Source organism: Thermopolyspora sp. NPDC052614 (genome assembly GCF_040678635.1).
GTDB lineage: Bacteria > Actinomycetota > Actinomycetes > Streptosporangiales > Streptosporangiaceae > Thermopolyspora.
The window spans coordinates 255,217-269,433 of sequence record NZ_JBFATZ010000003.1; the positions used below are offsets into that span (position 1 = coordinate 255,217).

At 69.6% G+C, this 14,217-nt stretch carries 12 protein-coding genes; 7 read left to right on the forward strand and 5 right to left on the reverse strand.

The window, feature by feature from the left end; genetic code table 11:
- Nucleotides 1–21: 21 nt before the first annotated feature.
- Genes ngcE through AB0K60_RS07780 form a run of 3 tightly spaced genes read left to right on the forward strand, consistent with a single transcriptional unit; the run spans nt 22 to nt 3,311 of the window.
- Nucleotides 22–1,470: an N-acetylglucosamine/diacetylchitobiose ABC transporter substrate-binding protein gene (gene ngcE / locus AB0K60_RS07770; protein WP_364049772.1), complete on the forward strand. Its 1,449-nt coding sequence runs from the start codon at nt 22–24 to the stop codon at nt 1,468–1,470.
- A gap of 3 nt (nt 1,471–1,473) precedes the next feature.
- Nucleotides 1,474–2,385: a sugar ABC transporter permease gene (locus tag AB0K60_RS07775; RefSeq protein ID WP_364049774.1), complete on the forward strand. Its 912-nt coding sequence runs from the start codon at nt 1,474–1,476 to the stop codon at nt 2,383–2,385.
- The gene (locus tag AB0K60_RS07780) at nt 2,385–3,311 is read left to right on the forward strand and encodes a carbohydrate ABC transporter permease (protein WP_364049776.1); all 927 of its coding nucleotides are present in this window, start codon (nt 2,385–2,387) and stop codon (nt 3,309–3,311) included. Before AB0K60_RS07775 ends, AB0K60_RS07780 begins: the two co-directional genes overlap by 1 nt.
- A 40-nt stretch (nt 3,312–3,351) precedes the next feature.
- Here the strand turns inward: AB0K60_RS07780 and AB0K60_RS07785 are convergent, their stop codons facing one another.
- Nucleotides 3,352–5,361, reverse strand: coding sequence for an N-acetylmuramoyl-L-alanine amidase (locus AB0K60_RS07785; protein WP_364049778.1), 2,010 nt, complete (start codon nt 5,359–5,361; stop codon nt 3,352–3,354).
- A 134-nt stretch (nt 5,362–5,495) separates the two neighbouring features.
- On the opposite strand from AB0K60_RS07785, the gene AB0K60_RS07790 reads away from it, so the two are divergent.
- The 3 genes from AB0K60_RS07790 to AB0K60_RS07800 all read left to right on the forward strand — a co-directional run bounded on the left by AB0K60_RS07790 (nt 5,496) and on the right by AB0K60_RS07800 (nt 9,315).
- Nucleotides 5,496–6,173 carry a class II aldolase/adducin family protein gene (locus tag AB0K60_RS07790; RefSeq protein WP_364049780.1) on the forward strand — a complete coding sequence of 226 codons (678 nt, stop codon included), beginning with the start codon at nt 5,496–5,498 and terminating at the stop codon, nt 6,171–6,173.
- Nucleotides 6,174–6,213: 40 nt separating this feature from the next.
- Nucleotides 6,214–7,446: a DUF4032 domain-containing protein gene (locus AB0K60_RS07795; protein ID WP_364049782.1), complete on the forward strand. Its 1,233-nt coding sequence runs from the start codon at nt 6,214–6,216 to the stop codon at nt 7,444–7,446.
- A 252-nt stretch (nt 7,447–7,698) separates the two neighbouring features.
- Nucleotides 7,699–9,315 (forward strand): hypothetical protein, encoded by a 1,617-nt coding sequence (locus tag AB0K60_RS07800; RefSeq protein ID WP_364049784.1) that lies wholly within the window; start codon nt 7,699–7,701, stop codon nt 9,313–9,315.
- Between the two features lie 307 nt (nt 9,316–9,622).
- Here AB0K60_RS07800 and AB0K60_RS07805 read toward each other — a convergent pair whose 3' ends face one another.
- The 3 genes from AB0K60_RS07805 to AB0K60_RS07815 are packed head-to-tail and all read right to left on the reverse strand — an operon-like array spanning nt 9,623 to nt 11,971.
- Complete coding sequence (locus AB0K60_RS07805; protein WP_364049786.1) at nt 9,623–10,129, reverse strand: DUF523 domain-containing protein; 507 nt, start codon at nt 10,127–10,129, stop codon at nt 9,623–9,625.
- Between the two features lie 46 nt (nt 10,130–10,175).
- The gene (locus AB0K60_RS07810; protein ID WP_364049788.1) at nt 10,176–10,895 is read right to left on the reverse strand and encodes a class F sortase; all 720 of its coding nucleotides are present in this window, start codon (nt 10,893–10,895) and stop codon (nt 10,176–10,178) included.
- Nucleotides 10,892–11,971 carry a hypothetical protein gene (locus AB0K60_RS07815; protein WP_364049790.1) on the reverse strand — a complete coding sequence of 360 codons (1,080 nt, stop codon included), beginning with the start codon at nt 11,969–11,971 and terminating at the stop codon, nt 10,892–10,894. Before AB0K60_RS07815 ends, AB0K60_RS07810 begins: the two co-directional genes overlap by 4 nt.
- 673 nt (nt 11,972–12,644) lie before the next feature.
- Here AB0K60_RS07815 and AB0K60_RS07820 point away from each other — a divergent pair.
- Nucleotides 12,645–13,862: an acyl-CoA dehydrogenase family protein gene (locus AB0K60_RS07820; protein ID WP_364049792.1), complete on the forward strand. Its 1,218-nt coding sequence runs from the start codon at nt 12,645–12,647 to the stop codon at nt 13,860–13,862.
- Between the two features lie 68 nt (nt 13,863–13,930).
- On the opposite strand, the gene AB0K60_RS07825 is transcribed toward AB0K60_RS07820, so the two are convergent.
- On the reverse strand, nt 13,931–14,134 hold the full coding sequence (locus tag AB0K60_RS07825; RefSeq protein ID WP_364049794.1) for a cold-shock protein: 204 nt from the start codon (nt 14,132–14,134) through the stop codon (nt 13,931–13,933).
- Nucleotides 14,135–14,217 lie beyond the last annotated feature (83 nt).

Here is a 14,217-nt window from a genome sequence, read left to right on the forward strand (position 1 = left end):
TCCGCCCCCTGGGAGGGTTGCATGACCCACACCGACGGCACGCCGGGCGCCATCTCCCGGCGGCAGATGCTCCGCCGCATCGGTCTCTCCGCGCTGGTCGCCGTGCCCGGCGCCGGGTTGCTCAACGCCTGCGCCACCAGTGGCGGCGGGTCGGCGGCCCCGACGGCCGCCGGAAGCGCCGCCGCCACCTCCGCGGCGAACCCCCTCGGCGTCAAGGCCACCGCGCCGCTTGAGGTCGTCATCTTCAAGGGCGGCCTCGGTGACGCGTACGCGACCGAGGTCCACGAGCCGATGTACAAGAAGATGTACCCGCAGGCTCAGATCAAGCACGTCGCCACCCAGCAGATCGCGCAGACGCTGCAGCCGCGGTTCGCCAGCGGCGACGTCCCCGACATGATCGCCAACGCGGGCTCGGACCTGATGGACGAGGGCGCGCTGCAGGCCGAGGGCCAGCTCCTTGATCTCACCCCGCTGTTCGACGCCCCCTCGATCGACGACCCGAGCAAGAAGGTGCGCGACACGCTGCTGCCCGGCGTCGTCGAGGCCGGCTACATCGCGGGCAAGCCGTACGTGCTCAAGTACGTCACCTCCACCTACGGCCTGTGGTACGACGCGAACCTGTTCAAGGAGAAGGGCTGGACGCCGCCGAAGACCTTCGACGAGTTCAAGACCTTCTGCGAGACCGCCAAGAGCGCCGGGATCGTCCCCTACGCGTACGCCGGCAAGAACGCCTCGTACTACCAGTACTGGATGATCCTCATCTCGGCCGCGAAGATCGGCGGCAACGAGGTCCTCATCAACATCGACAACCTCGTTGACGGCGCCTGGACCGCCGAGCCCGTACGGCAGGCCGCCGCGGCCTGGGCGGAGATCGGCCCGTACATGGGCAAGTCCTTCGAGGGCCTCATCCACACCGAGGTGCAGACCCGCCAGAACCAGGGCAAGATCGCCCTCTACCCGTCGGGCTCCTGGCTGGAGAACGAGCAGAAGAGCAACACCCCCGACACCTTCGCCTACGCCGTCGCCCCCACCCCGAGCGTGACGAGCGCCGACAAGATGCCCTACGAGGCGATCCGCGTCGCCCCCGGCGAGAACTACATCGTGCCGTCGAAGGCGAAGAACCCCCAGGGCGGCCTGGAGTACCTGCGCATCATGCTCTCCAAGGAGGGCGCGCGGGGCTTCACCGAGAAGTCCGGCAGCTTCACCGTGGTGGTGGGCGCGACCGAGGGCCTCACCCTCTCCCCCGGCAACCAGAGCGTCGCCGACGCGCAGAAGGCGGCCGGGCAGAACATCGTCACCCTCTCGCTCTTCGAGACCTGGTACAAGGAGCTGGAGACCGAGCTGCGCAAGCAGACCAACGCGCTGATGTTCGGCCGCATCAAGGCGGACGAGTTCGTCGAGAAGATGCAGGCCGCGGCCGACAAGACGAAGAACGACTCCTCGATCACCAAGCAGCAGCGGAGCGCCTGAGCCATGCGGCATGGCAGGTATCCGTTCATCATCGGCTTCCTCGTCGCGCCGTTGATCCTCTACGTGGTCTTCGTGATCAGCCCGTACGTACAGGCGTTCTACATCGCGTTGACCAACTGGAGGGGCATCACCGCGACGCCGGAGTACGCCGGGTTCGAGAACTTCGCCCGGCTGCTTGATGACGAGGTGTTCTGGCACGCGGTGCGCCACCACATCGTGTTACTGGTCGCCATGCCGCTGCTCACCATCGCGATCGCGCTGTTCTTCTCCTTCCTGCTGAACCTCGGCGGAGGCAGCAAGGGCGGCCAGATGACCGGCGTGTTCGGCTCGACGTTCTACCGCGTGGTGTTCTTCTTCCCGCAGGTCCTCGCGGTGGCCATCGTCGGCGTGCTGTTCCAGGCCATCTACCGCCCGGACGAGAGCGGCGTCATCAACGGCCTGCTGGCCAAGGTCGGCATCGAGCCGATCGGCTGGCTGACCAACCCCGACCTGGCGCTGTGGTCGATCATCGCGGTGATGGTCTGGCAGGCCGTCGGGTTCTACGTGGTGCTGTTCTCGGCCGGCATGTCCGCGATTCCGAAGGATGTATTCGAAGCGGCCGCGCTCGACGGGGCCGGCCGCTTCCGGCTCTTCTTCAGCATCACCCTGCCCCTGCTGTGGGACACGCTGCAGGTCGGCTGGGTCTACCTCGGCATCGCCGCGTTCGACGGGTTCGCCCTGGTCCAGGTCCTCTCGGTGGACCGGGGCGGCCCGGACAACGCGACCACGGTGCTGCCGCTGGAGATCTGGCGCAACGCCTTCAACTTCTCCAAGTACGGCTACGCCTCCGCGATGGGCGTGGCGCTGTTCTTCATGACGATCACCTTCGCGGTGCTGACCCTGCGGGTGACCCGGCGCGAGAGGATCGAGTTCTGATGGCGTCCCCATCGTCGACGACGAGCCCGGCGACCGCTCCGGCGGGCCGCGCGGCCGCCCCCGCGCGGCCCGCGGCGGCCCGGCGGGGCGGCAACGGGCCGGGCGTGTTCGGCGCGCTGTCGCACATCGCGCTGATCGTGTGGACCATCCTGATCATCGGGCCGGTGCTGTGGACGTTCCTGGCGTCCTTCAAGACCAACGCCCAGATCTTCGGCGACCCGCTGACGCTGCCGACGAGCTTCGGCTTCGACTCCTGGGCCCGCGCCTGGGACAAGGCGCACATCGGCCTGTACATGTGGAACACCGTCTTCGTGGTGGCGTTCTCCACGGCGGGCACGATGCTGCTCGGCTCGATGGCGGCGTACGTGCTGGCCCGCTACGAGTTCCCCGGCAACCGGCTGATCTACTTCATCTTCGTGTCCGGGCTGTCGTTCCCGGTGTTCCTGGCCCTGGTGCCGCTGTTCTTCGTGGTGCGCAACCTGGGTCTGCTCGGCACGCACGTCGGCGTGATCCTGGTGTACATCGCCTACTCGCTGCCGTTCACGGTGTTCTTCCTCACCGCGTTCTTCAAGACGCTGCCGACCTCGGTGGCCGAGGCGGCGTTGATCGACGGCTGCTCGCACACCCGGACGTTCTTCCAGATCATGATGCCGATGGCGAAGCCCGGCCTGATCAGCATCACGATCTTCAACGTGCTGGGCCAGTGGAACCAGTACCTGCTGCCGATCGTGCTGCTGCCCGGCAACGTCGAGGACAAGTGGCTGCTCACGCAGGGCATCGCGAACATCTCGGTGAACGCCGGGTACGAGGCGGACTGGCCGGGCCTGTTCGCGGGCCTGAGCATCACCGTCGTGCCCGTGATGATCGTCTACATCATCTTCCAGCGGCAGATCCAGTCCGGTCTCACCTCCGGCGCGCTCAAGTAGCGGCGAGCGGCCCGGCCGTACGGCGGCCGGGCCGTCGCGCTCATCCGATCTCGTAGACCTCCACGTCATCGGCGTCGACGAAGGCGTAGCGGTGGTTGAAGTGGATGAGGTGGAAGGTCCGGGAGCCGGTGTAGAGCTCGCGGTCGCCCGGGGCCGAGGCGTCGTGGTGGGCGGCGTAGTAGACGTCGGCCTCGAAGGTGTCGATCAGGGCGTACGCCTGGCCAGCCGGGATCGCGTACCGGTCGTAGGGGCCGGGCTGCCTGCCGCGGCCCCAGGTCCAGTGGGCGACGTCGGCGGGCAGCTCGTCGGGCTCCGGGAAGGGGCGGCCGTAGACCGCCGCGGCGTCGAGGCCGGGCCGTGGGGTGACGTACGCGCCCCTGGCGGGGAGCAGCACCGGGTTGTCGGCCGGGTTCTTCAGCCAGGCCGGGCGTCCGCCGTACCAGATCGCCACCCAGTCGCCCTCCCGGTCGGCGACGACGAACCGCTGGCCGGTGGACGCGCGGGCGCCCCAGTCGCCGTAACCGAGGCTGCCGGGGCCGCCGTCGGGGTGGAGGTAGGGGTCGCCGACGAGCGGCGCGTCGTCGCGCGGGGCGGTGCGGAGCAGGACGGCGCTGGACGGCCGGGGCGGCGCGTCGCCGCACTTGCCGCCGTCGATCGGCTCGTTCTTCGGCACGCAGCCGGAGAAGACGAGGCGGTTGCGCCGGAAGCTCGGGCGGATGGTGACGAGGTCGGAGTCCGGCGGGGCGGTGGCGCGCAGCGGGGCGCCGACCAGCTCCATGAAGTGGGCCCAGTTCCAGTACGGGCCGGGGTCGTGGTGCATGCCCTTGACGCCGCGTCCCGAGTCGGCCGGGACGTTGTCGTGGCCGAGGATGTGGCCCCGGTCGAGCGGGATGTCGTAGCGGTCGGCGAGATAGCGGACCAGGCGCGCGGTCGAACGGTACATGCGCTCGGTGAACCAGCGTCCGCCGCGGCTCGCCCAGCCCTCCTGCTCGATGCCGATCGAGTGCGAGTTGACCCACCAGTTGCCCGCGTGCCAGGCCACGTGACGGACGTCGAGGGCCTGATCGACGTGGCCGTCGCGGGAACGCACCAGGTAGTGCCAGCTCGCGCAGTACCGGGGGCTGCGGGGCAGGGCGCGGGTGCGCCGATAGGGGGTTTCGGTGTCGTGCAGGACGATGAAGCGGATGTAGGAGTCCTCGGGCCGCCGCGCCGAGGCGTAGTTGCAGAAGTTCGCCGGGTCGTCGGCGTCGAAGCGGTGGTAGGCGGTGTCGATGACGCCGCAGTTCATCCCGGGCGGGCACTGCGCGGCGCGTCTGCGGGCGGGCGGGCGCAGCCGCAGGGCGCGGAGCCGTCCGGTGTCGGGGGTCACGGCCGGGTGGGCGGGCAGGTGGATGCGCTGGCCGTCATCGGTGGTCCTCCTCGCGCCGTTCCTGATGGTCCGGTAGACATCGTCGGCGAAACGCAGGGCGTCCGTCTCGTACGGCGTGGCCGCCCACCTGGCGACCGCGCCGTACCAGGCCGCGGGGTCGGCGGGCGCGGTCCCGCCGTGCAGGGCCCTGGCGTAGGAGGCGAGCAGCGCCGCGCCCGCCCGGATGTTGGCCCGGTCGTCGGCGACCACCTGCTTGGCGGAAAGCCCCGCGAGGCGGGCCGCCGTGTGGGCGGTCTGCGCGTGCGCGAAGCCCTCGCCCCTGGTGGCGGACAGGTCCGCGTCGACGAGGTGCATCGGGCCGTAACCGCCCGCCACGGACGGCAGACCTCGGTGGTGCTCCCAGCGCGACTCGTGGTAGGCGACCGCGAGCAGCACCTCGACGGGCACCCCGAACTCGGCCGCGGCGTCCTCGAACGCCCGCTGCCGCTCGAACCCCGTCACCGGAGCCCCCGCCGCGACCGCCGACGTCGAGCCCCCTCCCGAGACCCCTTCCGAGATCCCTGACACCGCCGACACCGCCGAACCCGCAGGCTGCGCGGCCACCGGCAGCGTCGCCAGCACGATTCCGATGGCCGCCGTGGCGCACCACCGGGCCCTCGATCCGCCCTCCGTCCTTTTCACGCCCTCAAGTCAGGCAAACCCCGCGCACACCGCCGGGGAGCCATCGGGCGCCCTGCGTATCTCTTTTCTTGATCGGTGACGGCACTTGATCGGATTGTCCCGACTGCGGGGTCCGTCTACGGTTTCGTGACGTGATGATGAAGGAGCCGCGCGAGCGGTTGTGCGAATTCGGCCGGCGCGCCGCGGAGCTGGGCCTGGTCATCGGCACGTCGGGCAACCTGAGCGTGCGCGAGGGCGACCTGGTCGCGGTCACGCCGTCGGGGGTGGCACTGGACCGCCTCACCCCGGAGCAGTGCCCGGTCGTCGACGTCGACGGTTACCTGGTGGAGGGCGAGACGCAGCCGTCCTCGGAGACGCCGATGCACCTGGCCGTGTACGCCACGACCGACGCCCGCGCGGTCGTGCACACGCACTCGGTGTTCGGCACGGTGGTGGCGAGCACGATGACCGAGTTGCCGCCGATCCACTACAACTGCCTGCTACTCGGCGGCACGGTGAAGGTCGCCGAGTACGCCACGTACGGCACTCCCGAGCTGGCGGAGAACGTGCGCGCGGCGATGGCGGGCAGGCGGGCCGCGCTCATGGCGAACCACGGCGGGGTCACGATCGGCGTGGACCTGGAGCAGGCATTCGAGGCCACCCGGCTGCTGGAGTGGCTGTGCGAGGTGTACGTGCGCGCCAGGGCGCTCGGCGAGCCCCGCGTGCTGAGCGAGGCCGAGTTGACGGCGGTGATCGAGCGCGCGTTCAATCCGCCGACGTTTCCCCGCCGTCCGGACGTCCCCGGGCGTGCGCCGCGATCGTCGGCAGGCTAGCGTATTCAACCGAATATCCCCCTATTTCAGGAGTTGTCGGTTGCCGCTGCAGTTGACCGGCGCCCCCAGCGACCCGGACCTGATCCGCTTACCGTGGGACCTCCCGCTGGAGGAGTGGCCCGATCACCACCTGGTCTCCCTCCCCCGCGGCATCTCCCGGCACGTGGTGCGCTTCGTCCGGCTCGCCGGGCACGTCTACGCCATCAAGGAGATCAGCGAACGGTACGCCCGGCGCGAGTACCGACTCCTGCGCGACCTGGCCCGGCTCGACGCCCCGGCCGTGGAGGCGGTGGCCTACGTCACCGGCCGGACCACCGCCGACGAGGATCCCATCGACTCGGCGCTGATCACCCGGCATCTGCAGTTCGCCCTGCCGTACCGGGCGGTGCTGTCGGGCTCGCTGCGCCCGGACACGCTGACCCGGCTGCTCGACGCGCTCGCCGTGCTGCTGGTCCGGCTGCACCTGAACGGGTTCTACTGGGGCGACTGCTCGCTGAGCAACACCCTGTTCCGCCGCGACGCCGGGGCGTTCGCCGCGTACCTGGTGGACGCCGAGACCGGCGAGTTGCACCCGGCGATCAGCGAGGGCCAGCGCGCCCACGACATCGAGACCGCGCACATCAACATCTTCGGCGAGATGCTCGACCTGGAGGCGGGCGGCCTGCTCCACCCCAGCATCGACCCTGAGACCTTCGCCCAGCAGATCGTCGACCGGTACGAGCGGTTATGGACTGAGCTGACCCAGGACGAGATCATCGAAGAGCCCGAGTGGCACCGCATCGACCAGCGCATCCGGCGGCTCAACTCGCTCGGCTTCGACGTCGCCGAGATGATGATCCGCCGCAAGGCCGGCACCGCCCGGCTGATCGTACGCCCCAAGGTCGTGGACGCCGGGCACCACCAGCGCCGCCTGCTCCGCCTCACCGGCCTGGACGTCGAGGAGAACCAGGCCCGCCGGCTCCTCAACGACCTGGACTCCTTCCGCGTGGCCAAGGGCCTGCGCCACGAGGACGAGGCGATCGTCGCCCACCGCTGGCTCGCCGAGGCCTTCCAGCCCACCGTCAACGCCGTACCGCCCGAACTGCGCGGCAAGCTGGAACCGGCCCAGCTCTTCCACGAGGTGCTCGACCACCGCTGGTTCGAGTCCGAGAAGGCGGGCAAGGACGTCGGCCTGCGGCGGGCGCTTGAGTCCTACCTGGAGAAGGTCCTCGTTCACAAACCGGACGAGCAAGCCATCATTTCCACGGAGACCGACGAGGCCGACCTCCTGTAACGCCGAACGGGCGGCCTACGCGCACTCGCGGCGCGTCGGGCGCGCGCTCGGGTTCACCGTCGAGCAAGGGGTCGTAGGCGGCCGAGATCGTGCACGGGACGGCGGCATGAGGTTGCGGAAATGTCCGCGATGCCGAGCGCACCTCCTGCGGGCCGCCCACCGGAATTTAGCATTGGCCACACGGAACGTGACTTTGGATATACGATCCGTGCGTTCCCGCTGGTGGGGGCGAGGTCACGGAAGGGGCCGCCGATGTCCGGTGAGGGCTATTCGATCCTGTTGCGCTGCCGGTCCTGGGGCGAGGCGCTGCGCGCCAAGCGGTTCACCTGGGACCAGATCGCCTACGTCATCGCCCTGGTGCAGCGGGTCGGCCCGCTGCGGTGCTACCGGCTGGCGCACGGCCGGACCGCCGTCGATGTGGTGGACGCGATCAACGATCTGGACCCGGCGGGTACGGCGTCGATGCGCGAGTGCAGGTTGTACGACTTCGAAGGATGGCCTGCGGCGGGCCGGCGGCCCACTGCGCGGGTGCTGGCCGCACTCGCACGGGTCTACCAGACGCGGGCGCACAACCTGATCTCGGATGAGGAGTTTTCGACCTACAGCGTCTATGACCGGGATGTGATTGATCAGGCAGATTTCCGTCACCTGGACCCGTTTCAGCCGGTTACGGTCTGCTCCGTTCCGCAGCAGCGTGTCAGCATGGACGAGAAGGCACACCCGGAACGACCGCGCCAGGACATCGCCTGCGACACCGCTCGCAACACCGCCGAGGCCGCCACCCTGAGCGTGGGGAGCTGCAAGGAACTGCTTCGCGCCGTTAACGCCGAGGAGGCGGACATGAAACGACGGGAACTGCTGCTGGAGCTGTCCTTCGCCCTGGGCGGAGCCCCCGCAATGACCCTGCTGCGCCACCTCGACCCGGACGAAGAGGAACGCCTCGCCCGCATGATTCAGGCCCAGGGCCATGTGGATGCCAAGAGCGTGGCCACGCTCGAGAAGCTCACCGCCCAGTGCCGCCGCCTGGACGACACCTACGGCCCCGCCAAGGTCCTGCCCGTCGTCGAAGCCCAGCGTGACCTGGTTGCCCGTCTGCTCGGCACGCAGTCCCTCCTTCCCGGGCTCCGCACCCGGCTCGTCCACACCTATGCCGAGCTCGCCCAGCTGGCCGGGTTCCTGCACTTCGATCGGATGGACTACCACGCGGCGGCACGCTCACTCGATCGCGGCCTTGAGGCCGCGCAAGAGAGCGGGGATCCGGTGTTGACCGCGTACATCCACCACTGGTACAGCGAGATGGCGTACTTCGCCCGTCAGCCGGCCAAGACGCTCGACCATGCCTTCGCGGCTCAGGGATGGGCGCGGCGCGGCGGAAGCAATCTGATGCGATCGCGCGCCGACACCGTCGAGGCGCTGGCCCATGCTCTCACCGGCAACGCGAAGGAGTCTCTGCGCAAGGTGGAGGCCGCGAGGAGTTGGGCCGACAGTCCGACATCGTCAGAGCCTTCGTACCTGTACTGGGTGAACGCGTACCAGGGGGTGGGGACGTCCTTTTGGTTCATTTTCAACGACCTTGGCCGTTCCGCTGATGTCATCGAGGCGGTCACCACTCGGCTTGCCGCCCTCAGTCCCGCCTTCAAACGGGAGAAGGCATTCGGGCTGATCCAGCACGGAATGGCCCTCACCCAGAGCAAGGAGATCCCGGAGGCGACGGCCAAGTTCTCGGAAGCGATCACACTCATGCGCGAGCACAGCTCGGCGCGGCTCGGTCTTCTGATCACTCAGGCGCGCAAGCGGCTGGAGCCCTGGTCGGGCAACACGTACGTACGAGACCTGGACGAGAGTCTGCGATCGGCCGCGATCGTGTAACCGCGCTGCTCGGTGCGCGGAGCCGCAGGAGGGGGTGCGGCCCGGAATGGCGCGGCGGAGGACCACACCGCAGACTGGAGCGACGGCGACACCGACTGGGGCGGCGACGACTTCGGCTACGACTCGCCCGATCGCTCGAGTGATCGATGAGCTCGGTCGGCGAGGGCCAGGACATGTCGATAGAGGCGAGGCGCTTCGTCGCATACGTGGATGTGCGGCGCGGGGGCTGCTTCCCCGCCAGGGCGGCAAGCTCTGGCTCGTTCTCACCCTGGAACTGTGGCTCCGCTTCCACGATTTGTGACGATCGTCAGGGGACGGCGGGCCGTTCCAGCTCGCGCAGGTGCGCGGCGGCGTCGGGGATGCGGTCCTCGCCGAAGACGGCGATGCCGTGCGCCTGCAGCAGGGCCGTCGTGACGCCGTGGCCCGGCACGGCGTTGCCTCGGAAGAGCCCGTCGTGAATGCGCAGGCTGCCGCAGGAGGGGCTGCCCTCCTTGAGGATCGCGACGCGAATGTCCATCGCGCGGGCGACGTCGAGCGCGGCGTGGGCCCCGGCGAGGAACGCGTTGGTGACGTCGAGCCCGGTGGGCGTGAGCACGCGGGCGGCGCCGGAGAGCACGGCGTAGCCGCCGGCCCCGCCCTCGATCTCGGCCGGGGGCCGGGGCACCGGCAACCCGCCCTCCACCTCGGGACAGAACGGGACCAGCCGCCCCTCCGCCCGCCAGGTGGCCAGCAGTTCGTCGTCGCTGGTCTTCGCCCGGCCGTCGAAGCGCACCGGCCGGCCCATCAGGCAGGCGCTGACCAGAATCCGCTGCATTCCCCCACCGTACGTCGGCCGCCCCGGCACCCGGCGACGGCCGCGGTCAACGCGTGGCCGACAGGGACGCGTAGACGATGATGTTGTCGGCGTAACTGCCCGTTTTGGGATCGAACGCGCCGCCGCAGGTGATCAGCCGGAGTCCGGCGTGGGACAGGTTCCCGTAGACGCGGGCGGTCGGGAACGTCCGCTTGTGCACGCGCTCCACCTCGTTCACGGTGAATACGGCCACGCTGCCGTCCTTGCGCTTCACCTCGACCGTGTCGCCCTTGCGGAGCGTGCCAAGCCGGGCGAACACGGCGGGCCCGGCCTTGTTGTTGACATGCCCGACGATCACGGCGGGCCCGAGTTGCCCGGGAGACGGTCCGAGCCGATACCAGCCGGTGAGGTTCGGCCGTTTGAGCGAGGGCACCTCCAGCCAGCCGTTCTTGTCCAGCCCGAGCGACTCCACCGGCGCGTTCACCTTGATTGTCGGGATGCGTACCCGCTCCGGCACGGACATCGGCATCACCAGCGGCGGCGGAACCGCCGCGTCCGACATCCGGTCCGACGCCTGGCCCGGCATCTGGCCCGGCATTTGGTACGGCGCAGCCCGCGACTCTGCCGGCCCGGCGGCTCCGGCCTCCCCGGACGGGCCGATCACCTCGGGCGCCCCCGGGTCCAGCAGCAGCACCAATCCGCCCGTGATCGCCCCGATTCCGGTGAGGGCGGCCAGCACGAGGCCCACGGCGAGAACGCGGCCGGAACCGCCGCCCGCGCCGCTCACGGCGTACGCCCCGCGGAGGAGTGACCGGCGGCCCGGCGACGCAACTGCACCCCGCCGAGCACGGCCCCGACCACCAGGGCCGCCCCGCCGAGTATCAGCATCCCGGCGGCCGGGTCCTCGTCGGTCGCGGCCCCCGTCCTCGCCCATCCCTTGGGCGTCGTACGCACCTGCGCGGTCTCGGTCACGATCTCGGTACGCGTGGGCCTGGGCGACGCGGGCACCGTGACCGTCGCGGTGGAGGTGCGGGTGATGGTTTCCGACGGCTCGGGCGTCGTGGTGTCGTCCGTCGAGGTGGACGGCGGGGTGGACGAATCGGAATCCGAGGGATCCGAGGGATTCGAGGAATCCGGGTCGGACGGCGAACTCGCCTCGACGGTGATGCGGATCGCGGCGGGCGTGGCGTCGGTGACGAGCGCGCAGCTCAGCTGGGCGAGGTCTCCCCGTACGGGAATCACGATGGGGGACTGGGGGGTGGGTGACGTCGTGGTAGGCGTGGGGGCCGGTGAAGAAGTGGACGCTCCCGTCGTGGACGGCGCGGCTGCGGGGGACGTCGAAGAACTGGTCGACGAAGAATTGGTCGGAGTGCCGGTCGTAGGGGTGGGCGTGCGCGACGCCTGCAATGTGAAACCGTCGGCCCGGAGCTCCAGCACCGCGACGGCCGTGGGAGTCACCGTGGCCGCCATCGGCGGCAGGTCGAGCGCCGTCGAGGCCGGCAGCGAGGAGAGGGTCTCGCCGATCGCGTCCACTGTGACCGTGGTCGTGACCGACGGCGACGCGGACGTGGTGGTGGACTGCGACGCGGTCGAGGTTTCCTCGTTGCTGGACGTCTCCGTGGGCGAGGCGGTGTCGTCTTCGTCGTCTTCGTCGTCTTCGTCGTCGTCCGTCCCGCCCGACGGGGAGGAGGTCGACTCATCCGGCCCGCGTTCCTCCACCACGATCAAACGGCCGTGCATGCTCAGCACGCCGAAATCGATCGCTTGGTCGAGTTGCAACGGCACGACGGTCGGGTCCACGCGCCACGTCACGGGGACGGTCTGCCCGGGGGTCACCCCGTCATCCGGCCCCTCCAAAATCACCTGGAAAGTACGGGTAACCGGACTCGGCGATGTATCGGTATTCGACGTCCCAGACGGATCCACACGGCATTCGTATGGCACGCCCACCGTCGCCCGAACCGCTGCATTCGTACGAATTGACGCCTGTACGCCGAAGAGCGCGGTTCCGGCACCGGCGAGTGCGACGGCTCCGGCGCATGCCAGGGTCGCCGACCTCAGCCCTACCTTCACAATCGTCTCCAGGGGTAGGAACCTGGGCCGATCACTCAGATTCGATCGCCCCACGTACAGAGCGTGACCCTGCGAGGCGGGACACCTCACGGCCACCTACGATCATGCTGGATCTAGCTTACTCACAACCCCTGTCGCGTTCCTTCGGCCAAAATGACGTTTTGATCGCTTTTCCCGCGTCATTCCCAGGATTAATTCAGAAAGGCAGCTCACAGCCCGTGCCCGCCCTCGGGACCATCGGCGCATCGCCCGGCGACGGCCACGAGCACGGGCGGCGCTGACGATGCCCGGCGGCAGGCGGCGTACCCCGGTGCCGCCTTCGGTGGCGTGAGCTGAACATAATGGCCGCACCGGCCCCCGCCACGAGCGTAAAGGCCGCGGTCTGAGAGGGTAGGGGCGTACTCGCGGATCCGCCCACGGACCCACATCCGACAGGCAATGTCGCATCAGGAGGTGCACGACGATGAGCGATGCCGACAGGGACACCCCGCGACCGACCGGAGCCCGTCCCGCCACGCCGAACCCCGCCGACTTCCTTGAGGTGGACCGGGACCTGTCGGAGGAGGAGCGGGCGATCCGCGACGCCGTCCGCGACTTCGGCCGCGCCGAACTGCTGCCGCACGTCGCGGACTGGTTCGAGGCCGGCACGATCCCCGAGCCGCGCGAACTCGCCAGGGCCTTCGGCAAGCTTGGCCTGTTCGGCATGCACTTGACCGGCTACGGCTGCGCGGGCACCAACGCCGTCTCGTACGGCCTGGCCTGCCGTGAGCTGGAGGCCGTCGACAGCGGCCTGCGCAGCTTCATGTCGGTGCAGGGCTCGCTGGCGATGACGGCGATCCACCGCTTCGGCGACGAGAGGCAGAAGCAGGAGTGGCTCCCCCGCATGGCCACCGGCGAGGCGCTCGGCTGCTTCGGCCTGACCGAGCCCGACGCGGGCAGCGACCCCGGCTCGATGCGCACCCGCGCTCGCCGCGACGGCTCCGACTGGGTGCTCGACGGCGCCAAGATGTGGATCACCAACGGCTCGATCGCGGACGTCGCCGTGGTGTGGGCACGCACCGAGGAGGGCATCCGCGGCTTCCTGGTGCCGACCGACACGCCGGGGTTCTCCGCCCCGGTCATCCACAAGAAGATCTCCCTGCGCGCGTCGATCACCTCCGAACTGGTCCTGGACGGCGTGCGCCTGCCCGCCGACGCGATCCTGCCCGGCGCCGAGGGTCTCAAGGCCCCGCTGTCGTGCCTGTCGGAGGCCCGGTACGGCATCGTGTGGGGCGTGGCGGGCGCGGCCCGCGCGTGCTTCGAGGCGGCGGTGGACTACGCGGGCACCCGCGTCCAGTTCGAGCGCCCCATCGCGTCCTTCCAGCTCACCCAGCGCAAGATCGCCGACATGCTGGTGGACGTGAACCACGCCCTGCTGACCGCGCACCAGATCGGCCGCCTCAAGGACGCCGGTCTCGCCCACCACAGCCACATCAGCTTCGGCAAGTTCGCCAACGTCCGCGCCGCCCAGCGCGTCGCCGCCACGGCCCGCGCGATCCACGGCGCCAACGGCATCACGCTGGAGTACCCGGTGATGCGCCACATGGTGAACCTGGAGACCGTCTCCACCTACGAGGGCACCGAGGACATCCACGCCCTCACCCTCGCCCGCACCGTCACCGGCGTCTCCGCTTTCCGCTGACCGCCGGAAACGGCGGAAGGGCCCGCCCCTTGCCGGGGGCGAGCCCTTCCGTGACGACGTGGAGCGCCTCAGATGGCGCTGACCTGCTCAGCCTGCGGACCCTTCGGGCCACGCGTGGTCTCGAACCGCACGCGCTGGTTCTCCTCAAGGCTGCGGTAGCCAGACGTGGCGATCGCCGAGTAGTGCACGAAGACGTCGGCGCTACCGTCGTCGGGCGCGATGAATCCGTAGCCCTTTTCGGCGTTGAACCACTTCACGGTACCTTCAGACAACTGCTTCTCCTTGTGAAAGGGGACTTCACCCGAACCGCCCTCTCGACGGTCCGATGCTGCGTACGGACCTTCAGGCCTGCGAC